Below are 20,527 nucleotides of genomic sequence, written 5' to 3'. Positions count from 1 at the left end.
GTTAGTCATAAATCGTTAAATACCCCAGCTTTCCGGATGATGCTGTACCGTCGTCCGCTCCACCCCGAGCTGTTTAACCTCGCGACCCGCCGCACCGACCGGCACGGCGAGTACGAAATCGAGTCCTGGCTCACCCCCGGCGGCCACGTGGTGCGTTTTGCCGTGGATCACCAGCAAATGACCGAAACCGTCGTCGATTCGGGCGATCACCTGCCCGAAACCGGCCTGGTCCACGCCCTGCCTTGCCTCGGCGAAAAAGACTTCGAGATGGAGGCCGAGGGCCGTCTGGGCTACTTCACCACCATCCAGACCGAGACCCTGACCGACAACCTCTACCAGGCCACCCTGCGTGAGATGGAAGTCTTCGCCCACGAGACCGGCTCGCTCAGCCACCGCTGGGAGACCGAAAACGGTGTGCACCTCTCGGTGCTCGACGCCCAGAAGTACAAGCGCGAGTACCACGTCCAGTCGTACCACCTCGTGCCCCACAACGGCACGGTCCTGCGGACCCAGTCGATCTTCGAGATCGTCAAGTAAGCCGGTCCCGCAGACCCCAATCCTGAATCTTCGAGAGCCCACGGATCACCTCGTGGGCTCTTGTCGTTGACCGCCAAATTCCATGGCCAAACCGGCCACCCGCCGACCCCACACTTGTGTATCCTGTCGCCCATGAGCAACACCCCCTCCCGCGAAGAACTCGTCAAGCAGATCGAAACCGTCGGCCTGGTCGCCATCATCCGCGCCAACGCCTCCTCGGGCCTGCTGGAAACCTGTAAGGCCCTGGCCGACGGAGGCGTGACCGTCGCCGAGATCACCATGACCACCCCCGGGGCGCTCGACGCCATCGCCACCGCCCACACCCAGCTCGGCGACCAGATGCTCGTCGGCGTCGGCTCCGTGCTCAACCGTGAGATCGCCAAGCAGGCCATCGAGGCGGGTGCCCAGTTCGTCGTCAGCCCGATCTTCAAGCCCGAGATCATCGAAGAGGCCCACAAGCACGGCAAGCCCTGCTTCTGCGGCGCGTTCACCCCGACCGAAGTGCTCCAGGCTTTCGAGGCGGGCAGCGACGTGGTCAAGGTCTTCCCCGCCAACCACAACGGCCCGAAGTTCTTCAAGGACATCCTCGCCCCGATGCCCCACCTCAAGCTCACGCCCACCGGCGGCGTCGACCTCACCACCATCCCCGACTGGTTCGCCGCGGGCGCCCGCTGCGTCGGCGTCGGCTCGGCGTTGGTGAAGAAAGACCTGATCGAGAAGCAGGACTGGGCCGGCCTCACCGATCTCGCCAAGCAGTTCGTCGACGCGGTCGCCAAGGTCCGCAGCTGAGGCGCAAGTAATTGCCGATATCCCTCGCCGGATAAGTCCAAAGACTGAGTGCCGGGTGGCCGGGGCAGAGCGAAGCGATGCCCCGGAATCTGCATGCGCGGATTTTTCGAGTGGTTGTTCCGGGGCATTCTGCCCCGGCCACCGACCGCAAAAAAGTTGGCCCGATTCTTCCCGAGGACTCCCAATCGTTACAGCCCGAAATGGCGGCGATCCCGTTTCCGGGAATCCATTCTCTTGCCTTGCGAAGGGCAGGGTTTTATTGGCTGCTTGCCGCGTTCCCGTGGGTGGTGCGCCCTCGATTGCGCCGCATCTCATAACGACGGGAGCGCATGTCGCGCGGCAGATGCCGGGTCGGGGTAGATCGAAAACCAGTGGACAGGTGGTGGGTATGACCGAAGAACAGCGGATGATGAAGGGGTTGGCCGAGTGCCCGCACTGCGGGGAGGAACTTGAGGCACCATTGGTGGCGGCGTACCGCCAGGCGAAGTGTCCGTCCTGTAGCCAAAAGTTCATGCTGCCCTCGGCTCAGGCGATGTTCAACAACGCGGCGCTGTACCTCATGACCCATGAGGTGGAACGCAACGTCAACGACGAGATGAGCGTCGAGGAACTGCAGTTCGAAGCGCGATCGGATGAGCTGTCTTCGGTCGATTGGACGTCGAGGCGTCGGGGCCGGAACTACCGGCAGGCGATGTAACGAGAAAGCACGATTTGTTGGGTGGCCGGGGCAGAGCGAAGCGATGCCCCGGAACCTGTACGCCCGGGCTCTCCATACGATCGTTCCGGGGCATTCTGCCCCGGCCACCCGAGGACGCTCGGTAAAGCCAAATCGTCGTCACCAGTGGTGGACGACTTCTTTCATCTGCGCCCACAGCTCGCCTGCTTTGCGGTTGGGCAGCGGCTGCTGGCAGGGCTCGGTTTCTTTCCACCACTTCTGGGTCATCGGGTCGGCCGCCATCTTCTGCATGTCGGCGTCGAAGTCGTCGCCGATGTACTCCAGGTACATGAACAGGTAGTGGTGGCCATCGGGGAGCTCGTGGATGAAGATGGACATGTTGCGGATGTTGCATTCGCCGATCATCGCATCGACATCGGGCCAGACGCTGGCGTGGAGGCGGAGGTATTCGTCGACCATGTCGTCCTTGAGGCCGATGGTCATGCCGTAGCGAGCGGGGGAGTCTTGGGGCATTGGGGGTCCCTGAGGAAAACAGGAGAGCGGGTATCCGGGTCTGGTAGGGTGGGCATCGCCCACCATGGCTTGCAGGCGTCGAGAACGGTTGTGGTGGGCAGTGCCCACCCTACGCACCTTTCGCCGCGCGGCCACTGCAACAAGGACAGGCGGCGCTCTTGCGTGATCATGATCACATCGCTCAGCCCATGGGCAGGGTGATCACGAAATCGCTGCCCCGGGCTTGGTCCGAGTGGACGGTGAGTGTGCCGTCGTGTTCTTCGACGAGCCGACGGGTGGTGGGCAGGCCTAGGCCGCTGCCGCCGCGTTTCGAGGAGAAGTAGGGCTGGAAGATTTTCTCGAGCACGTCCGGGGCGATGCCGGGGCCGGTGTCGGTGACGTGGATCGCGATCTGATCCTGCCCGGCCGACTTGGTGTTGGCGGTGCGCAGGATGAGCTCGCTGTTGCCGCCCGACGGCTCGTCTTTTTCGCGGGCCAGGGTCATCGCCTGGCAGGCGTTGATCAGCAGGTTGAGCAGGGCCTGCTTGAGCAGGGCGGGGTCGGCCGAGACGATCGCGGGGTCGGCATGGAGGTCGCAACGCAGCTTGACCCGGGCTTCATCCGCCTGGGGCTGGAAGAAGTCGATCAGTTCGTCGCAGAGCGCGTTGAGGTCGGTGGGCTGCCGGTCGAGCTCGACGCGGCCGGCGAAGCGGAGGAAGTCTTCGAGGATGTCGCGGAGGCGGGCGGTCTCGCGGTGGAGGCCGTCCGTGCGTTTCTGGATGCGGGCGAGGCGTTCGCGGGGCGGGTCGCCGTGGCGTTGGGGCAGCGTCTGCCCGTCTTCGGGCTCGGGCGGCGCAGGGAGCACATCCGCGAGGTCGGCGAGGTCTTCCTGGATGAGCTGGACGTTGAGGCCGACGGTGGAGAGCGGGTTCTTGATCTCGTGTGCGAGGCCGCCGGTCATGGTGCCGAGCTCGGCCAAACGCTCGGCGGTGCGGGCGCGCGCCTCGAGCTGGCGGACCCGGCGTTCGGTCCGTCGGGACCAGCCCCAGGCCGCGGGGATCGCCAACAGGATGCCGATCGCCACGCCGAAGAAAAGAGTCATCCAAGCCATCGGTTAAGGATAACCTCACGCTCGGCAGGGCGTGTGGAGCAGGTTGTGTAGAGGCGTGGCCTTAAACGTCAGTCGTTGGCCACGGCGTCCTGTTGAGCCATGTGGACGTCTTTGGCCTGGTAGCCTTTTTCGCCCTGGATGAGTTCATATTCCACGACTTCACCGTCTTTGAGCGAGCGGAAGCCGTCGCCCTGGATCTGCGAGTAGTGCACAAAAACATCCTGACCCTCGGGGCCGCAGATGAACCCATAACCCTTCTTCGGATCAAACCACTTAACGGAACCTTGCGTAGACATGAACAACTCCTGACAGAAAGAGAGGGGTATGCAAGGGAAACGGGAGATTGAAGTCGATTGGGCTCGGTGCGGTGATCAATCGCATCATGGAACGAGCACAACGGTCCCTAGGGGACCAACAGCCTTGGATTCACGGCGAAAATTTAGTTGTGGAATCCGAAACTCTGACATGGTGCACGACTCTGCGTGAACCCACCCAAAACTCTTGCGAACGGCCTAGAAACCGTAGACGGCTACTGAATGAGAAGTGACGACCGTCTACCCCAGGAACCAAACAATTGCGCCCACAACTCGGCCGGACGCCTTGGCCGCCTTGCCACACGATCAATCGTGACAAGTGCTTAAACAACACTTTTATCCTAACACCATTGCGGGCCAGCCAAAGAGAAAATGGGGCATTGGGTAAAAAAAACTAATCCACATATAGATATCTGATAAGGGCTTATCGTAAGTTTGAGTGGGAGTAGACCTGATTCAGGATGTTCCATTAAGAAAAAACCCGCCAGATGGCGGGTTGGTGAGTGCTTAAAGTATTTAAGAGTCCGGTCGTGGACCGAGGCGTGGATTACGCTTCGGCTTCTTCTTTGGGAGCATCTTCTTCTTCGATGCCTTCTTCCTTCATCGCGGCGCGGCGGCTGAGTTTCACCCGGCCTTGCTCGTCGATGAGGATGACCTTCACGCGGACCTTGTCGCCGACCGAAACCACATCGCTGACCTTGTCGACGAAGCCGTCTTTGAGTTCGGAGATGTGGCAGAGGCCGTCTTGGCCGGGGATGACTTCGATGAACGCGCCGAAGTCTTTCACGCTGGTGACGGTGCCGGTGTAGAGGGCGCCTTCCTTCACTTCAGCGCAGAGCTTCTCGACTTCTTCCAGAGCCTTCTCGGCCTTGCCGCCGCCGACCGCGGAGATGTAGACGGTGCCGTCTTCTTCGACTTCGATGGTCGCGCCGGAGTTTTCCTGGATGGCGCGGATGGTCTTGCCGCCGGGGCCGATGAGCTTGCCGATCTTCTCGGGGTGGATGGTGGTCGACAGCATGCGGGGGGCGTGCGGCGACAGCTCCTTGGGGCCGGGGACTTCGGCTTCGATCATCTCGATGATCTGGACGCGGTTCTTCTTGGCCAGCTCGAAGGTCTTTGCGATCTGCTCCATGGAGAGGCCACGGATCTTGAGGTCGAGCTGGATGGCGGTGATGCCTTCGCGGGTGCCGGTGACCTTGAAGTCCATGTCGCCGAAGTGGTCTTCTTCGCCTTGGATGTCGGTGAGGAAGCAGTCTTCCTGGCCGTCTTCACCTTGGATCAGGCCGATGGAGATGCCGGCGACGGGGGCCTTGATCGGCACGCCGGCGTCGAGCAGGGCGAGGGTGCCGCCGCAGGCCGAGGCCATGGACGACGAGCCGTTGGACTCGGTGATGTCCGAGACGAGGCGGACGGTGTAGGGGAAGTCGCTCACGGCCGGGAGCACGGGCAGCAGGGCTTTTTCAGCGAGCTTGCCGTGGCCGATTTCGCGGCGGCCGGGGCCGGTGATGCGCTTGGCTTCGCCGACCGAGAAGGGCGGGAAGTTGTAGTGCAGGTAGAACTTCTCGGAGTACTCTTCGCCCAGGCCGTCGACGATCTGCTCGTCCTTGCCGGTGCCGAGGGTGGCGGTGACGATGGCTTGCGTTTCGCCGCGTTGGAACATCGACGAGCCGTGGACGCGGGGCAGGACATCGGTGTGGCATTCGATGTGACGCAGGTCGTCGAAGCCGCGGCCGTCGGTCCGGCTACCACCGCGGATGATTTCCTTGGTGATCTCTTCTTCGAGGTCGTGGATGGCGACACCCGCGGCCTTGATGGCGTTGTCCCAGTCGTTTTGCTCGCCCACGCCGGCGGTCTTGTCGGGGCGGGGGAAGTTTTCTTCCTTGAAGGTGCTGATCGCTTCACGCACAGCGACCTGGCGATCGAGCTTGCTGCCTTCGGAGGTCTTGGCGGCCTTGAGGGCGGGGCCGAACTCGGCGACCTTGGCGCGGATCTCGGCGGGGATGGTGTCTTCGACGACCTTTTTCTCTTGGCCGCCGGCCTTCTCGCGGAGTTCCTTGATCAGGTCGACGATCTGCTTGACGTAGCCGTAGCCGAACTCGAGGGCCTTGAGCATCTCGTCTTCGGGCATCTCGTAAGCACCGACTTCGATCATGTTCAGGCCGTCTTCGTGGCCGCAGAGCAGCATGTCCAGGTCGGAGTAGGCGTCCTGGGCGGCGGTGGGCATGACGACGAACTCGCCGTCGACACGGCCGACGCGGACGTTGCCGACGGGGCCGAGGAACGGCGCGTCGCTGAGGTGCAGCGCGGCCGAGGCGGCGATGCCGGCGAGCACATCCGGCTCGTTCTGGCCGTCGGCGGCCATGACCCAGCATTGGATCTGGACTTCGTCGAAGTAGTTGGCGGGGAACAGCGGCCGGATGGGTCGGTCGATGTTCCGCATCGTCAGGATTTCTTTTTGGTTCGGAGCGCCTTCACGCTTGCGGAAGCCGCCGGGGAACTTGCCGGCCGCGGCGAGTTTTTCGCGGTAATCGACGGTGAGCGGGAAGAAGTCCAGGCCGGGACGCGGGTTCGAGCGGACCGCGGTGCCGAGCACAACGGTTTCGCCGTACTGAACCAGCACGGCGCCGCCGGCTTGCTTGGCGATGACGCCGGTTTCGATAGAGAGGGTGCGGCCGCCGATTTCGAGTTCGACGCGGGTCTGTCCGGATAGAGGCATGTCTGAATATCCTTGCGCGGATCGCGCGGGTGGGCCTCGCCGTGGGCCAGAGCAGGAGATTCAGAAGAGCAGGAGAGCAGATGATCCGTGATGCTGACGGAAGGTCAGCGGGATGACGTGCTCTCTTGCTCTGAGGGTCCTGATGGAGTGTGGCGGGGCGGTTGGTGTTTCGGCCGATCATCCGTCGATCGGTCGAGTTAGAAAAACACGCCACGGCCGGTGAGCCGAGGCGTGTGAGTGGTTTGGTTTTACTTACGCAGGCCGAGCTTCTGGATCAGGTCGAGGTAACGCTGACGGTCGATGCGGGCCAGGTACTTGAGCAGCCGGGTGCGGGTCGAGACCATCTGGAGCAGGCCGCGCTGCGACGAGTAGTCGTGCTTGTGGCCCTTGAGGTGGTCGGTCAACTCGCGGATGCGGTGGGTGAGAACCGCGACCTGGACTTCGGGGCTGCCCGAGTCCTTCTCGTCGCGTTGGAACTCTTTGATGATTTCGGCTTTCTTGGCTGCGGTGATGCTCATGGGGTTCTTCTTTCCAAAAGGGGGCGGGTCACCCTCCGCCCAGCGTTTTGGGGCCGGTGCGGGGGTCGAGGCGGACACCTTGTCCGCCGTGTTTTGAGCCGAATAATGTATCAAAGGGGCGGTGAAACGGCAAAATCAGCCCACGAAGCCGCACCTCATCTTCCCGGCATTGCCGTGCCTTAACCACGTTTTTGGGCCAAAAACGCGGATTTCGGGCTGCCTGGGGCGGTTTAGGGCCTCTTCGGCTCGTCTGCCCGCAGCTGGCTCTCGCGGACGGTCGTCTCGTGGACCAACTCGTTATCGATCGTGACCACCCGGAAGCTGACCGTGGGGTCGTCCTGGGCGAGGTCGAATTTCAGCAGCCCGAAGAAGTTGCCTTCGTTGTGCGAGAACAGGGCGTGGGGGTTGGGGTCGTGGGTGTGGATGTTGGTGAGTTTGCCGGAGTTGAACTCGTAGAGGTCGTAGCCTGCGGGGCGTTCGAGCTTGAACACTTCGGTGCGGTGGCGGTCGGAGGACAGCAGGACGATGCCGGTGATGTTCTCGCGGTCGATCAGGCCGAGGACTTCTTCGCGTTCTTTCTTCACGCCCCACCACGAATCCTTGCCGCCTTTGTCGGCGTGTTCGGTCCAGAGTGTGCCGGAGACGAGCACCTTGAACGTGGCGGTCGAGGCTTTGAGCTTTTCCTGGAGCCAGATCTTCTGCACTGGGCCGAGCATGGTGCCTTGTTTGAAGTCGCGGTAGTACCGGCCGTCAAGCATGAAGAAGTCGACGTCGCCGATGGAGAAGTCGAACCAGCAGCCGGGGTAGGAATCGCCCATGCCGTAGAAGGGGTTATTCCAATTCTCGCGGAATACTTTCCACGACTCGTACTTCCAAGCGGGTTCGTACACGCCCAGACCGCCGGCCGAGTCGTTGACGCCCAGGTCGTGGTCGTCGTAGATCGCGTACATCGGCGTGGTCGAGGTGAGCTTCTGGTAGTCGGGGTGGAGCTGCCGGCGGTAGTAGTGTACGCGCTGCTTGGTGCGGTGCTGGGGCAGGTCGTGGTAGACGTTGTCGCCCAGCATGAGAAAGGCGTCGGGGTTGACCGAGGCGATCGTGGCCCAGACGTGTTCCTTCGGCGGGTTGTAGCGTGCGCATCCGCCAAAGCCGACGCTGAAAGTCGCGGGATCGCCTTTGCGGGGGAAGGTGTTGAACGTTGGTTTGTTGTCGCCGAAGACGGGTTGGCCGTTGACCAGAACGTCGTAGGTGTAGTCGGTTGCGGGTGCCAGGCCGTCCAGGTGGAGCACGGCGGTGTAGTCGCCGTCCGGGCCGGTTTGGCGTTCGACGCTTTGGATTTCGTCGTCGATGACGACCTGCACGGTGGCCGGCCCGGCGGTGCGTACCCACACGCGGGCCTGGGTGGGCGTGATGCCGCCGAGCATCGGCCCGCCGAGGAGTTTCACGCCGGTCTCCTCGACGTGTTGGTTGAACTTCTCGGTACCGACGATTTCGACCAGCCCGGTGTCGGGGTTCGCTTCTTTGTACAGCGTCTGGAGGAAGTATTGGTCCCACGGCCCGATCACCGGCGTCTCGGGCGGCGTCGGGATCGGCGGCTTGGCAAAGGCGGAACCGCCGACCGCCAAGGCGGCGAGCAGCGTGGTGGCGATGCAGTATTTCATGATTTACTCGGCGGCTTTTTCGCCGTAGATGAACTCGTGCAGTTCGCGTGAAATGCGGGCCGCCTCGGCTTTGTTTTCCGGGGTGTCGTCCCAGTACTTCTCGAGGTACGGCAGCAGGGCGTCCATCTGCAGCTTCACAAAATCCGAGCCCGCGGCGCTGGGGTCGTCTGCTTTGACTTCCGCGATGAGCTCGGCAAAACGCTCTTTGAGACGCTTCACGTCGTCGGCGTAGGCCGGGTCTTCGTACACGTTGTTATTTTCGCCGGGGTCGACGTCGAGGTCATAGAGTTCCCAGCCGGGGGGCGTGGGGTGCTTGGCGACCTCGGCCCACCAGGGCATGTAACGATCGACCAGCGGTCGGCCGTGGAAGAAGATGAGCTTAAAACGATCGGTGCGCATCGCCAGGTGGCCGGGCACCTGGTGGTGGATCATGTGCATCCAGTACTGATAGAACGCCGCGTCGCGCCAGCCCTCGGGCGTCTCGCCGGTCTCGAGGATGGAGCGGAAGCTCTTGCCCTGCATGTACTCGGGGGTTTCAACGCCGGCGAAGTCGAGCATGGTCGGGGCGAAGTCGACGTTTTCGATCAGCGCGTCCGACACCGTGCCGGCCGGGATCGACTTGGGGTAGCGGATGAGCAGCGGCATGCGCAGCGACTCTTCGTAGGCCCAGCGTTTGTCCTGGTAGTCGTGTTCGCCGAGCCACATGCCCTGGTCGCCGGTGTAGATGATGACCGTGTTGTCGTAGAGGTCGTTGTCTTTGAGGTAGGCGACGACGCGGGCGATGTTGTCGTCCACGCCCTTGACGCAGCGGAGGTAGCGCTTGAGGTAGATCTGGTAGGCGGCGCGTTTGGCTTCGAGGTCGGTCGGGCCGATCTCGGGCTGCCACTCGTTGGCGTCGTGGGGGAGCTTGGGGGCGATGAAGTCCTTGGCGTAGCTGCGGCGGTAGTGGCGTCGGCCGATGGAGGTGCCGATCACGCCGTGAAGCTCGCCGTCCACGCCGCGGGTCGCGACCGAGCCGTGGCAGGGGTCGTCGAACATGCTGGCGGGTTCGGGGATGACCACATCCGCGAGGTAGTCGTTGTAGCGCGGGGCGTTCTCGAAGTAGTCGTGCGGGGCTTTGTATTGCAGCTTCAGGAAGAAGGGTTTGTCGGCGTTTCGTTCTTCGCCGTCGAGCCACGCGAGGGCCAGGTCGGTGATGACGTCGGTGCTGTGGCCTTCAACGACGACGGGCTCTTCCTGGCCGCAGATGAAAAACTCGGGGTCGAAGTACAGGCCCTGGCTGGGCAGGACCTGGTAGTGATCGAAGGTTTCGGGGCGGTTCTTGAGGTGCCACTTGCCGATGACCGCGGTGTCGTAGCCGGCGGCGTTCATCTCCTGGGCGAGGTATTGGCGTTCGATGAGCAGCGGGTCGTTGAGGGTGGGCACGCCGTTGATGTGGCCGTACTGCCCGGTCATGATCGTGGCCCGGCTGGGGGTGCAGATGCTGTTGGAGCAGAGTGCCGCGGTGAACCGCATGCCCTCGGCGGCGATCTGGTCGAGTGTCGGGGTGGGGTCGAACTGGGCCAGCATCCCGCCGTAGGCGCCGATGGCCTGGGTGGTGTGGTCATCGGACATGATGAACAGGATGTTGGGCTTATCTGCCTTGGCCTGGGGGGGCAGGGCGGTGAGAAGCAACGCGGTGGCGAGCGTGCAGGCCGTCCGGGTGAACCGAGAAATAAACATCACATCTCCATGAAGGGAACCGGGGAATGGGGCCCCATCATACCTGCATGAGCGAAATTGTTAATTGTTGAGTTGGCTTCAACGCCCCTGCCGAGGATCAGCCGCCGCCGAGCGGCAGGGTCAGCACCGGGCCGGAGTTGCGGAGGTTGCCGGCCTGCATGGCGAAGAGCTGGCTGATCAGGGCGAAGGTCGTCTTGCTACTCAGGTCGTTGTCGGAGATGTAGAACCAGCGGTCGCGGTACTTCACGCTGACGTAGGCGTTCGTCGGGGCGAGCCAGCCGGTGCGGACGCGGAAGAGGTTGTTGGTTTCCTTCTGCCAGTCCACGGGCTTGCCGTCGGCGTACTGAGCGGTGAAGACCCGGCCGTCTTCGATATCGCCTTCGGGGACGTCGACGCCCTGGGAGAGGTAGAACATCGCCGACATGAGCGAGCGGGGGACGATCGCGATGGTGTCGTTTTCAACGGCTTCGGTGGCCTGGGCGATTTTGTAGGTGGTTTCTTCGGGGTCGATCCCCAGCGTCTTCTGGATAAACGCGATCTCTTGCTGCAGCCCCACGTCCGGCGAGATGCGCAGCTGCGAGCTGTCCTTGTCGCGGCCCACGGTCAGCAGCCCGGCACGCTGCAGGTCACGAAAGCCGCGGATCACCAGTTGGAACCGTCGGAAATCGGGGTCGAGCTCGGGGGTCGGGCCCGAGGCGCCCGGGGCGTTCTGGATGCCGTTGATCGACTGGACGGTCAGGCCGAAGAGCGTGTCCACCGGCCAGCCGGCGTTGTAGAGCAGGGTGAGCTTGTCTTCGTTGACCGGCTCGAGCATCTGCTGGATGAACGCCTGGCCGACCACGGGGCGGTAGCTGATGGTGGGGCGTTCGTAATAGGACTGGGTGCCCGAGACGCTGAAGTTCTCCGCGGCGGAGGACACGATGGTGGTGCCGCCGTTGAGGCGGGTCTCCATGTTGAACTGGGTGTTGATGCTGGCGATCTGGAGGATCGTCGGCGTGTCGCGGTAGCGGAGGCGGACGATGTTGAGCAAGAGCTCCTGGTCGCCGGTGACCTGGACCGATTCGTTGTAGGCGAGCCGGCCGCCGCGGATGGCTTCGGGTCCGATGACCGAGCAGCCCGTCGCGGTGAAGGCGAGCAGACAGACCAATATCCAACGGGTGGGGCGGTACAACATGGTGAAGGGGGGCAGACTCTGCGAATCCGTGTGGCGGCATTTTAACTTCGGCGGAATGCTTTGCCGAGCTTGAACCTGAATCGGCCCCATCCACCCCGACGGGCCGAGGCGGTTGGGAGGCCGCGGCGGCAAGATCGCAGCGATCTCCGGGGGGCAGCCTGATAAACTCCGGGCATGAGTGATATCGCCCCCTCCGCCCCGAGTACCGACCGCTACACCAAATCCGCCGCCGCCCACGCCCGGGCCCGGAAAGTCATGCCCGGCGGGGTCAGTTCGCCGGTGCGGGCCTACAAGGCCGTGGGCCGGGAGCCGGTGACGGTGGTCTCGGGCCAGGGGGCCTGTGTCACTGATATCGACGGCAACGAGTACGTCGACTACGTCTGCTCCTACGGCCCGCTGATCCTCGGCCACGCGGCCCCAGAAGTCTCGTCGGCCCTCGCCAAGGCGGCCCAGAAGGGCACCAGCTTCGGCATGCCCACCGAGGCCGAGACCGTCCTGGCCGAGAAGATCGTGGACGCGGTGCCGGGCGTCGAGGTGGTGCGGTTCGTCAACTCGGGGACCGAGGCGGCGATGTCGGCCATCCGCCTGGCCCGGGCCGCCTCCGGGAAAAACAATATCATCAAGTGCACCGGCTGCTACCACGGCCACACCGACTCGCTGCTGGTCAGTGCCGGCAGCGCCGCGACGACGCTGGGCGTGCCCTCCAGCCCGGGCGTTCCGCAGAGCGTGACCGAGCACACGCTGCTCGTGCCGTTCAATGATTTGGATGCGGTCCGCGCGGCGATGCAGGAGCACGGCAGCGACATCGCGGCGATGGCGGTCGAGCCCATCGCGGGCAACATGGGCTGCGTGCCCCCGGCCGAGGGCTACCTGCAAGGCCTGCGTGACCTCTGCGACGAGTTCGGCATCTACCTGCTCTTTGACGAAGTCATGACCGGCTTCCGCGTGGACTACGGCGGGGCCCAGAAGCTCTACGGCGTCACGCCCGACTTGGTGTGCCTGGGCAAAGTGGTTGGCGGCGGCCTGCCCTGCGCGGCGTATGGCGGCAAGGAAGAAGTCATGCGGCAGGTCGCGCCCGATGGGGCGATGTACCAGGCCGGCACCCTGAGCGGCAACCCCTTGGCGATGGCGGCCGGCACCGCGATGCTCGATTCGCTGGCGGCGGATGACTTTGCGGTGTACGCCCAACTCGAAGCGACGGCCGCCACGCTCGAAGCGGGCCTGCGCGAGGCCGCCGCGGAAGCGGGCTGCCCGATCTACCTCACGCGTGTCGGCTCGATGCTCTGCCCGTTCTTCGTGGACGCCGAGGGCGACGAGGTGCACAACTACGCCGATGCCACCGCCACGCGCACCGACCGATACGCCGCGTTCTTCGGCACGATGCTGGACGAGGGCGTCATGCTTGCCCCTGCCGCGTTCGAGGCGTGGTTCGTCTCGACCGCCCACGACGAGCAGGCGATCAGCCAAACCCTCGCCGCGGCACGCAAGGCCTTCGCCGCGGCGGCAGCGATCGCGTAATGGTCATCACCTCAAACACAGGAGCTTGAGATGAATGTTGCAACCTCCGAACCCGTCACCCCGATCGACCTTTCCCCGGCAGACGTGCAGGCGTCGCTGGCCAATGGCGAGATCGTGTTGGTTGATGTGCGTGAGCCGTTCGAGCGGGCCGCCGAGCGGATCGAGGGGAGTGCGTCGATGGCGTTGTCGTCGTTCGACGGGAAAGCGCTGCGTGACAAGCATCCGGGGCAGCGATTGGTGTTTCATTGCAAAGGCGGCAAACGCTCGGCCGACGCATCGGGGCGGTTCAGCCAGGCGAACGGCGAGACGCAGGTCTTCCACCTGGCGGGCGGCATCGAGGCGTGGAAGGCGGCGGGGCGGCCGGTGGAGCGCAGCGCCTCTGCCCCGAAGATCGATGTGATGCGGCAGGTGCAGATGGTCGCGGGGGGACTGGTGGCGACGGGCGTGCTGCTGGGGGTGACGGTCTCGCCGTGGTTTTTGGCGGTCCCGGCCTTCGTGGGTTGCGGTCTGTTTTTCGCGGGGGCCAGCGGCTGGTGCGGCATGGCGATCCTGCTGGGCAAGATGCCGTGGAACCGCGTCGCGTCCCCCGGCTGAGGCGGATTTCAGGCGGCAGCACCGAACGCGGGATTGCCCATTTCCCCTGTTTTCGCGCCCCGAATCGATTTCATGGGTGAAATGCTGGTCAGGATTTTTTGCCGTTGGTAAACTGTCTGCATGAGATTAAATACTTATCTGCCTGCTTTTCTCCTCCTCTGCGCCTGCCTCACCTTTGCCAAGCCCGCCGTGGCCGAGGCCCCGCCCAACATCGTGGTCATCATGGCCGACGACCTCGGCCCCGGGGACGTGGGCTATTACCACAAGCTCCGCACCGGCAAGGAGCCGTTCGTCGCCACGCCCTACATGGACGCCTTGGCTACTGAAGGCATGCGTTTCAGCGACGGCCACTCGTCCACCGCGCTGTGCTCGCCGACACGCTACTGCGCCATGACCGGCAACCTCAACCACCGCAGCGTCGCGCCTTGGGGCGTGTGGAGCTCGTTCCGCCAGACCCCCATCACCAAGATAGACGCCACCCTCGGTCGCGTCGGGCAGATGGGCGGATTGACCACCGGCTTCATCGGCAAGTACCACCTCGGCGGCGACTTCATGAACGCCAAGGGCACCGAGGTCTACCGCGGCGCAAACCACAAAGCCAAGCCCGAGCAGGTCGACGTCTCCCGCATGGTCGGCAGCGGCCCGCAACAGATCGGCTTCGACTACAGCTTCACCATGCCCGCCGGCATCCAGGGCCCGCTCTACACCGCCTACGAAAACGGCGACTGGTACCCGTTCTCCGACGACTCCAAGCTTGTGTACCTCGATAAGACCAACGCGCTCGATCCCGCTTTTGTCTCGGACAAGGGCCCGGGCGTGGGCGACTCGCACTGGGACACCCGCCGTGTGGGCCCGATGCTCGCCGACAAGGCCGCCGCGTTTATCGAAGATCAGGCCGGCCAGGACAAGCCGTTCCTGCTGGTGTTCTGGAGCCCGATGGTCCACATCCCGCACCTGCCCCCCAAGGAGTTCAACGGCCGACTCATCGCCGGCCAGGGCCCCACGCCCCACGTCGACATCATCGCCGACTTCGACCAGCAGGTCGGCGCGATCGTCGAAGCGCTCAAAGCGCAAGGCGTCTACGACAACACCCTGATCTTCCTCTGCTCGGACAACGGCGGCCTGCGGGACGGCAAAGCCGAGAAACTCGGCCACATCTCGTTCAACGGCCTGCGCGGCTCGAAGAACCAGCCCCACGAAGGCGGCCACCGCGTGCCTTTCTTCGCCGTCTGGCCCGGCAAGATCGCTCCTGATTCCGAGTCGGCCCAGCCCGTGGCAAACCGCGACATCGTCGCCACCATCGCCGATGTCCTGGGGCAGACGCTCAAGAAAAACCAGGCCATGGACTCGCTCAGCCTCCTCCCGGTGCTGCTGGGCGAGGCCGAGGACGACCTGGACCGCTTCCTCCCGCTGCAGGGCGGCAGCAACCACGAACTGATCAATCGCCGCGGCCCGTGGAAGCTGATCATTGACAGCAACCACCCCCAGACCGAGTTCAAAAAGGTCGCCCTGTTCAACCTCTACGACAACCCGTTGGAGCTGGAAGAGCAGAACCTGCTCACCCACCCCGACCACGCCGAGCGCGTCAAAGAGATGTACGATGAGTTCATGCGGTGGCGTGAGAGCGGCGAGCGGTCGACCCCGCCGATGGCCCAATCGGCCAACTGATCGACATCCCACCGGTCTCCATCTTGTATTCCTCCAAGGCCCCGGCGGAAGGTGACCGCCGGGGTTTTCTTGTGCCCTGCGCGGCGATGCCGACTTGATAAAATGCCCCGCTTCCCGCATCCCCACCCCCACACAGGCCCGCTATGTTCACCCTACTCGCCGCCGACAAACTCGCCCAAGAGGGCCTCGACTTCATCAACAGCCAGTCCGACGCGACGCTGCTGGACCGCCCCGACCTGGTCGACCTCAAGAAGGAAAAGGGCCAGGAAGCCGTCGATGAAGAGGTCGGCAAGCTCCTCGCCGCCGGCGGCGTCCACGCCATGGCCGTCCGCTCGGGCATCAAAGTCACCCCCGCCATGCTCGAGAACCCCGGCAACCTCAAGGTCATCGCCCGGGCCGGCGTCGGCGTCGACAACATCGACCTCGCCGCGGCGACCGACAAGGGCATCCTCGTCGTCAACACCGCCGAGGCCTCGACCATCACCACCGCCGAGCACGCCTTCACCCTCATGATGGCCCTGCTCCGCAAGGTCGGCCCGGCCTACAAGACCATGAGCGACGGCGGCTGGGACCGCAACAAATTCAAGGGCCGGCAACTCCACGGCATGACCGTCGGCGTCGTGGGCCTCGGGCGCATCGGCCGCACCTTCGCCGAGCGTGCGCTGGCCTTCGGCATGACCGTCGTGGGCTACGACCCCTTCGTCAACACCGACATCCAGCTCGGCAGCCACACCGTCAAGACCTTCCGCACCTTCGAAGAGATGGTGCCCCACGTCGACGTCATGTCCTTCCACGTGCCCAAGACGCCCGAGACCACCGGCATGCTCAACGCCGAGACCTTTGCCCTCTGCAAGAAGGGTGTCTACGTCGTCAACGCCGCCCGCGGCGGGATCGTCGATGAGACCGACATCGTCGCCGCCTGCGACTCCGGCCAGTGTGCCGGCGCGGCGCTCGACGTCTTCACCAGCGAGCCGCCCGCCGAGGACAGCCCACTCCGCACCCACCCGAACATCCTCGTCACCCCGCACCTGGGCGCGAGCACCGAAGAAGCCCAGACCGCGGTGTCCGTGGATGCCGCGAAAGCCTGCTTGTCCTACCTCCGCGGCGAAGGCATCAGCGGGGCGGTCAACGCCGGCGGCGTCCGCGTCGACCTTACCGATCAGCAGGCCGCCTACGTCAGCCTCGCCGACCGCATGGCCCGCCTGATCAGCCCGATGGTCACCCGCGGCGTCAGCGAACTCGACATCGAGATCTGCGGCGTCGAGCTCGGCCCCGCCGCCGGCACCATCGAACGCACCGCGCTCGTCGGCCTCCTGCAACGCCACTTCGACACGCCCCTAAACGTCATCAACGTCGGCAGCATCGCCGACAGCCGCGACATCGAGACCCGCATCACCAAACTCGACCACGCCAAGTCCGCCCCGACCCAGCTCACCTTCACCATCCACGGCCCCAAGGGCTGTGTCGACGACGCCCCCGACCACGAGGCCGACAAGGTCCGCAAGATCGTCGGCCGGGTCTACGACGACCTGCAGCCCCGCGTCGTCGAGATCAACGGCTACGCCATGGACATGGTCCCCGCCGGGCACATGGCCATCATCCAGAACGACGACCGCCCCGGCATGATCGGCCTGGTCGGCTCCGAGTTCGGCAAGGCCGGCGTCAATATCGCCGACATGACCATCAGCCGCCGCGAAAACGCCGACGGCAGCGGCGCCACCGCGCTCATGCTCCTCAAACTCGACGAGGCCGCCAGCTACGAACTCAACGACGCCCTCGGCGAACGCGAAGGCATCCTGAAGATCGCATCGGTGCATCTGCCCGAAGCTTGATGCTATTGATGTAGGTCAGGCATGCCTGCCTGACACGGCCTTTCTGTAACTTGCGTCAGGCAAGCATGCCTGACCTACGGGTCCAGCAGATCGATGTCTATGTTCTGTTGAATTTGATCGGGATCGTTTAAGCCACAACCCCAATCCGGCGTCAACCAACCTCTTTCCACATAACGATGTAGCGAAGAGTACGGCCAGTCAATCGGCTGTTTCACGTAGCCGTGCTTGACCGGGTTGAAATGGATGTAGCCAACGTGGTTCTCCAAATCCGCTTCATCGCGCAGCGTGTGTTCGATGTATCGCGGCTGCCAAACTCCACGGCGGCGTTCGCGTTGGCGGCTAACCGAAATCTCGTTTTCCACGGCGTTGCGGCTTAGCCAACGTTCAGTGAAATTCCGTTTGATACTCGACCATCGCCGGTCAAAACGGGAGTCGCCCGTCGGAAGAGCCCAGATCATGTGGAGGTGATCTGGCAAGATCGCCGAGGCGACGATCTCGAACGGCAGGCATTCCTTCGTTTCACGGATCGCATCACGGAGTAAATCCACGGCACCGGGATCTGCAAAAATTGGGAGTCGTCTGCCTGTAACCACCGTGAAGAAGAAGGTGCCGCCTTCAACGAAATTCCTCCGGAAATTAGGCATGCTGCCATTGTAGGTCAGGCATGCCTGACTGACGTGTCTTTCTCCCTAACCGGTGTCAGGCAAGCATGCCTGACCTACGAAGAGAAGATTACTTCGCAGGCAGTCCCAACCGCTCCATCACTTTCTGCAAATCCCCCCAAACCGTGCGGCGGTTTTCGGGGGTGTAGGAGCGCAGCAGGTACGCGGGGTGGAACGTGGGCATGACCGGGATCGGCGGGTCGGCGTCGTGGTAGGTGTGCCAGTTGCCGCGGAGGCGGGTGACGCCGGTGGTGGTGTCGAGCAGGTACTTGGCCGCGGGGCCGCCGAGGGTGAGGATGGCCTTCGGGGCGATGATCTCGATCTGGCGTTTGAGGTAGATGCCGCAGTCGGCCGCCTCGGCGGGGGTGGGCGTGCGGTTGTTCGGCGGGCGCGACTTCACCACGTTGGCGATGTACACCTGCTCTCGGCTCAGGCCCATCGCGCCGAGCTGTTTCTCGAGCAGTTGGCCCGAGGCCCCGACGAACGGCCGACCCTGGCGGTCTTCTTCGGCGCCCGGGCCTTCGCCGACGATCATGAGCTGGGCTTCGGGATCGCCTTCGCCGAAGACGATCTGGGTGTAGCCGGGGTTGTTCAGGCAGAAGTTGCAGTACTGGGCGTGTTCGTTGGCCAGTTCGGCGAGAGCTGCGGCCTTGCCTTCGCGGTCTTGTGGCACGGGGCCGGTGGGGCGGCGGGGTGGAGTGGGTGTGGGACGTGCAGGAGCGGCGGCGGGCGTCGCTGCCGGGCGTGGCATGGCGGGTTCTGCCGCAGCAGGCGGGGCCTGGACGGGGACGACGGCCCCTCGAGGCACCGCATCGACCCCGAGCAGCCGATCGGTTTCGACGTGCTGCCGCAGAACCCGTGCTGTGCGTACATCGCTCATTGGTGACCAGCATACCGCACCGGATTTGCGGGGCAATGTCTCTCTCGGTAGGTCAGGCATGCTTGCCTGACACGGCTTTGTCACTCGCGTCAGGCAAGCATGCCTGACCTACGGGGTACACCACGAAATCTGACCCCTGGACCACGGTTTGGGTCGAGTTATCACAGGTGTTAAGATGCCCAGCTTGGGCGTCCCGGCCGACCGCTGGGCCCCGTGACCCGCCCCCGACCCGCCCGGGCGCTCCGCACCCCGCTCCGAGAATCTCCGCCGATGGCCACCACCACGAGTTCCGCCGCACCCTCCGCCGAGGTGCAAGACATGATCGACCGCCTGAACCTCAAGCCCGGCCACGCCGCCGTGGTGGGCCTCCAATGGGGCGACGAAGGCAAGGGCAAAGTCGTCGACCTGCTCACCGCCGGCTTCGATGTCGTCGCCCGGTACAACGGTGGAGCCAACGCGGGCCACACCGTCTGCGTCGGCGACAAGAAGTACGCCCTGCACCTCATCCCCTCGGGCATCCTCTACCCCGACAAGCTTAACGTGCTCGGCAACGGCGTCGTCATCGACCCCGAGCAAGTCGTCAAAGAAATCACCGGCCTCCGCGCCCAGGAACTCAAGCTCGACGACAACTTCGTCATCAGCGACCGCGCCCACGTCGTCATGCCGTACCACAAAGCGCAAGATGCTTTGCAGGAAGCGGCCTACGTCATGCCCAACGCCTTGGATCAAACGATCGAAGGCATCGGCACCACCGGCCGCGGCATCGGGCCGTGCTACGCCGACAAGGCGCTGCGCTCGACCGCTGTGCGGATGAGCGACCTCAAGGACTTCGACGAGCTCAAGCACAAGCTGCACCGCATCGTCCCGATCAAGAACGCCACGCTCGCGGCGCTGGCCCAGTACGCCAACGAAGCGTTCACGCCGATCAATGTTGATGAGTTGCTCGCCTGGCTCAAGCCGCTGGCCGAGCAACTGGTTCCCCACCTCACCGACGGCGCGGGCGTGCTGCACGACCGTATCCAGAAGGGCGACCGCATCCTCTTCGAGGGTGCCAACGCCACGCTGCTCGACATCGACCACGGCACCTACCCGTATGTCACCTCCAGCAACTGCTCGTCGCTGGGCGTGCACACCGGCACCGGCGTCGCGGGGCACCACGTCACCAACGTCATCGGCATCGTCAAGGCCTACCAGACCCGCGTCGGCGGCGGGCCCATGCCCACCCAGCTCGACGACGAGACCGGCGAACGCATCCGCCAGGTCGGCCGCGAGTTCGGAACCACCACCGGCCGACCCCGCCGCACCGGCTGGCTCGACCTCGTCGCCCTGAAATACACCGCCACCGTCAGCGGCGCGACCGGCATGGCGATCATGCTGCTCGACGTCCTCGCCGGCCTGCCCAAACTGAAGGTCTGCACGGCTTACGAGATCGACGGGCAGCGCACCACGAACTTCCCGGCCGACATCGGCGTATTCTCCAAGGCGAAGCCGGTCTACGAAACGCTTCCGGGTTTTCCCGAAGATGTGACCGAATGCACCGACTACGACCAGCTCCCCGAAGCGGCCCGCGGCTACCTGAAGTTTGTCGAAGACTTCCTCGGCGTGCCGATTGTGATGGTGAGCGTGGGACCCAAGCGCTCTCAAAGCATCTTTCGTTAACAGAGCA

18 protein-coding genes are annotated in these 20,527 nt (G+C 64.1%); 8 read left to right on the top strand and 10 right to left on the bottom strand.

Translation table 11 applies throughout. The features are described from left to right. The first annotated feature begins 36 nt into the window (after positions 1–36). The 3 genes from HNQ40_RS02960 to HNQ40_RS02950 all read left to right on the top strand — a co-directional run bounded on the left by HNQ40_RS02960 (position 37) and on the right by HNQ40_RS02950 (position 2,023). Positions 37–537 carry a DUF2617 family protein gene (locus HNQ40_RS02960; protein WP_184676230.1) on the top strand — a complete coding sequence of 167 codons (501 nt, stop codon included), beginning with the start codon at positions 37–39 and terminating at the stop codon, positions 535–537. Between the two features lie 132 nt (positions 538–669). Continuing rightward, positions 670–1,326 carry a bifunctional 4-hydroxy-2-oxoglutarate aldolase/2-dehydro-3-deoxy-phosphogluconate aldolase gene (locus HNQ40_RS02955; RefSeq protein ID WP_184676228.1) on the top strand — a complete coding sequence of 219 codons (657 nt, stop codon included), beginning with the start codon at positions 670–672 and terminating at the stop codon, positions 1,324–1,326. A gap of 388 nt (positions 1,327–1,714) precedes the next feature. Further along, complete coding sequence (locus tag HNQ40_RS02950; RefSeq protein WP_184676226.1) at positions 1,715–2,023, top strand: hypothetical protein; 309 nt, start codon at positions 1,715–1,717, stop codon at positions 2,021–2,023. A gap of 138 nt (positions 2,024–2,161) precedes the next feature. Here HNQ40_RS02950 and HNQ40_RS02945 read toward each other — a convergent pair whose 3' ends face one another. The 8 genes from HNQ40_RS02945 to HNQ40_RS02910 all read right to left on the bottom strand — a co-directional run bounded on the left by HNQ40_RS02945 (position 2,162) and on the right by HNQ40_RS02910 (position 11,707). Further along, positions 2,162–2,515, bottom strand: coding sequence for an L-rhamnose mutarotase (locus tag HNQ40_RS02945; RefSeq protein ID WP_184676224.1), 354 nt, complete (start codon positions 2,513–2,515; stop codon positions 2,162–2,164). 181 nt (positions 2,516–2,696) lie between these two features. Further along, on the bottom strand, positions 2,697–3,605 hold the full coding sequence (locus HNQ40_RS02940) for a sensor histidine kinase (RefSeq protein WP_184676222.1): 909 nt from the start codon (positions 3,603–3,605) through the stop codon (positions 2,697–2,699). Between the two features lie 68 nt (positions 3,606–3,673). Beyond that, entirely contained in the window at positions 3,674–3,901 is a 228-nt protein-coding gene (locus HNQ40_RS02935; RefSeq protein WP_184676220.1) for a cold-shock protein, read from the bottom strand. A 565-nt stretch (positions 3,902–4,466) separates the two neighbouring features. Beyond that, a complete protein-coding gene (pnp, locus tag HNQ40_RS02930) occupies positions 4,467–6,635 on the bottom strand; it encodes a polyribonucleotide nucleotidyltransferase (RefSeq protein ID WP_184676218.1) in 2,169 nt (722 codons plus the stop codon). A 248-nt stretch (positions 6,636–6,883) separates the two neighbouring features. Then, complete coding sequence (gene rpsO / locus HNQ40_RS02925) at positions 6,884–7,153, bottom strand: 30S ribosomal protein S15 (RefSeq protein ID WP_184676216.1); 270 nt, start codon at positions 7,151–7,153, stop codon at positions 6,884–6,886. Between the two features lie 230 nt (positions 7,154–7,383). Beyond that, positions 7,384–8,811 (bottom strand): alkaline phosphatase D family protein, encoded by a 1,428-nt coding sequence (locus HNQ40_RS02920; protein WP_184676214.1) that lies wholly within the window; start codon positions 8,809–8,811, stop codon positions 7,384–7,386. A 3-nt stretch (positions 8,812–8,814) separates the two neighbouring features. After that, positions 8,815–10,533 carry a sulfatase family protein gene (locus tag HNQ40_RS02915; RefSeq protein ID WP_184676212.1) on the bottom strand — a complete coding sequence of 573 codons (1,719 nt, stop codon included), beginning with the start codon at positions 10,531–10,533 and terminating at the stop codon, positions 8,815–8,817. A gap of 97 nt (positions 10,534–10,630) precedes the next feature. After that, entirely contained in the window at positions 10,631–11,707 is a 1,077-nt protein-coding gene (locus HNQ40_RS02910; RefSeq protein WP_184676210.1) for a hypothetical protein, read from the bottom strand. A gap of 174 nt (positions 11,708–11,881) precedes the next feature. Here HNQ40_RS02910 and hemL point away from each other — a divergent pair, with 174 nt between their 5' ends. From hemL to serA, 4 genes are all read left to right on the top strand, one after another. After that, positions 11,882–13,225 carry a glutamate-1-semialdehyde 2,1-aminomutase gene (gene hemL, locus HNQ40_RS02905; protein ID WP_184676208.1) on the top strand — a complete coding sequence of 448 codons (1,344 nt, stop codon included), beginning with the start codon at positions 11,882–11,884 and terminating at the stop codon, positions 13,223–13,225. Positions 13,226–13,255: 30 nt separating this feature from the next. Next, positions 13,256–13,819 carry a rhodanese-like domain-containing protein gene (locus HNQ40_RS02900; protein WP_184676206.1) on the top strand — a complete coding sequence of 188 codons (564 nt, stop codon included), beginning with the start codon at positions 13,256–13,258 and terminating at the stop codon, positions 13,817–13,819. Between the two features lie 120 nt (positions 13,820–13,939). Continuing rightward, positions 13,940–15,487 carry a sulfatase family protein gene (locus HNQ40_RS02895; RefSeq protein ID WP_184676204.1) on the top strand — a complete coding sequence of 516 codons (1,548 nt, stop codon included), beginning with the start codon at positions 13,940–13,942 and terminating at the stop codon, positions 15,485–15,487. Positions 15,488–15,630: 143 nt separating this feature from the next. After that, positions 15,631–17,319 carry a phosphoglycerate dehydrogenase gene (gene serA / locus HNQ40_RS02890; RefSeq protein WP_184676202.1) on the top strand — a complete coding sequence of 563 codons (1,689 nt, stop codon included), beginning with the start codon at positions 15,631–15,633 and terminating at the stop codon, positions 17,317–17,319. 74 nt (positions 17,320–17,393) lie between these two features. Here the strand turns inward: serA and HNQ40_RS02885 are convergent, their stop codons facing one another. Beyond that, entirely contained in the window at positions 17,394–17,963 is a 570-nt protein-coding gene (locus tag HNQ40_RS02885; RefSeq protein WP_184676200.1) for an REP-associated tyrosine transposase, read from the bottom strand. Positions 17,964–18,051: 88 nt separating this feature from the next. Beyond that, a complete protein-coding gene (locus HNQ40_RS02880) occupies positions 18,052–18,861 on the bottom strand; it encodes a uracil-DNA glycosylase (RefSeq protein WP_184676198.1) in 810 nt (269 codons plus the stop codon). A 270-nt stretch (positions 18,862–19,131) separates the two neighbouring features. Between HNQ40_RS02880 and HNQ40_RS02875 the strand changes: the two genes are divergently transcribed. Beyond that, positions 19,132–20,520 (top strand): adenylosuccinate synthase, encoded by a 1,389-nt coding sequence (locus HNQ40_RS02875; RefSeq protein WP_221435349.1) that lies wholly within the window; start codon positions 19,132–19,134, stop codon positions 20,518–20,520. Positions 20,521–20,527 lie beyond the last annotated feature (7 nt).

Source organism: Algisphaera agarilytica, assembly GCF_014207595.1.
GTDB classification, from domain to species: Bacteria; Planctomycetota; Phycisphaerae; order Phycisphaerales; family Phycisphaeraceae; genus Algisphaera; species Algisphaera agarilytica.
The sequence above is the reverse complement of the archived record's forward strand: the minus strand, read 5'-3'. Positions and strand labels throughout refer to the sequence as shown.

Bases quoted from the DNA above. Each gene is read 5' to 3' on its own strand.
- rpsO (WP_184676216.1), bottom strand. From the start codon at position 7,153: ATGAGCATCACCGCAGCCAAGAAAGCCGAAATCATCAAAGAGTTCCAA.
- serA (WP_184676202.1), top strand. From the start codon at position 15,631: ATGTTCACCCTACTCGCCGCCGACAAACTCGCCCAAGAGGGCCTCGAC.
- HNQ40_RS02915 (WP_184676212.1), bottom strand. From the start codon at position 10,533: ATGTTTATTTCTCGGTTCACCCGGACGGCCTGCACGCTCGCCACCGCG.
- HNQ40_RS02940 (WP_184676222.1), bottom strand. From the start codon at position 3,605: ATGGCTTGGATGACTCTTTTCTTCGGCGTGGCGATCGGCATCCTGTTG.
- HNQ40_RS02920 (WP_184676214.1), bottom strand. From the start codon at position 8,811: ATGAAATACTGCATCGCCACCACGCTGCTCGCCGCCTTGGCGGTCGGC.
- HNQ40_RS02945 (WP_184676224.1), bottom strand. From the start codon at position 2,515: ATGCCCCAAGACTCCCCCGCTCGCTACGGCATGACCATCGGCCTCAAG.
- HNQ40_RS02885 (WP_184676200.1), bottom strand. From the start codon at position 17,963: ATGCCTAATTTCCGGAGGAATTTCGTTGAAGGCGGCACCTTCTTCTTC.
- HNQ40_RS02955 (WP_184676228.1), top strand. From the start codon at position 670: ATGAGCAACACCCCCTCCCGCGAAGAACTCGTCAAGCAGATCGAAACC.
- HNQ40_RS02895 (WP_184676204.1), top strand. From the start codon at position 13,940: ATGAGATTAAATACTTATCTGCCTGCTTTTCTCCTCCTCTGCGCCTGC.
- HNQ40_RS02935 (WP_184676220.1), bottom strand. From the start codon at position 3,901: ATGTCTACGCAAGGTTCCGTTAAGTGGTTTGATCCGAAGAAGGGTTAT.
- HNQ40_RS02875 (WP_221435349.1), top strand. From the start codon at position 19,132: ATGGCCACCACCACGAGTTCCGCCGCACCCTCCGCCGAGGTGCAAGAC.
- HNQ40_RS02880 (WP_184676198.1), bottom strand. From the start codon at position 18,861: ATGAGCGATGTACGCACAGCACGGGTTCTGCGGCAGCACGTCGAAACC.
- HNQ40_RS02900 (WP_184676206.1), top strand. From the start codon at position 13,256: ATGAATGTTGCAACCTCCGAACCCGTCACCCCGATCGACCTTTCCCCG.
- HNQ40_RS02960 (WP_184676230.1), top strand. From the start codon at position 37: ATGATGCTGTACCGTCGTCCGCTCCACCCCGAGCTGTTTAACCTCGCG.
- hemL (WP_184676208.1), top strand. From the start codon at position 11,882: ATGAGTGATATCGCCCCCTCCGCCCCGAGTACCGACCGCTACACCAAA.
- HNQ40_RS02950 (WP_184676226.1), top strand. From the start codon at position 1,715: ATGACCGAAGAACAGCGGATGATGAAGGGGTTGGCCGAGTGCCCGCAC.
- HNQ40_RS02910 (WP_184676210.1), bottom strand. From the start codon at position 11,707: ATGTTGTACCGCCCCACCCGTTGGATATTGGTCTGTCTGCTCGCCTTC.
- pnp (WP_184676218.1), bottom strand. From the start codon at position 6,635: ATGCCTCTATCCGGACAGACCCGCGTCGAACTCGAAATCGGCGGCCGC.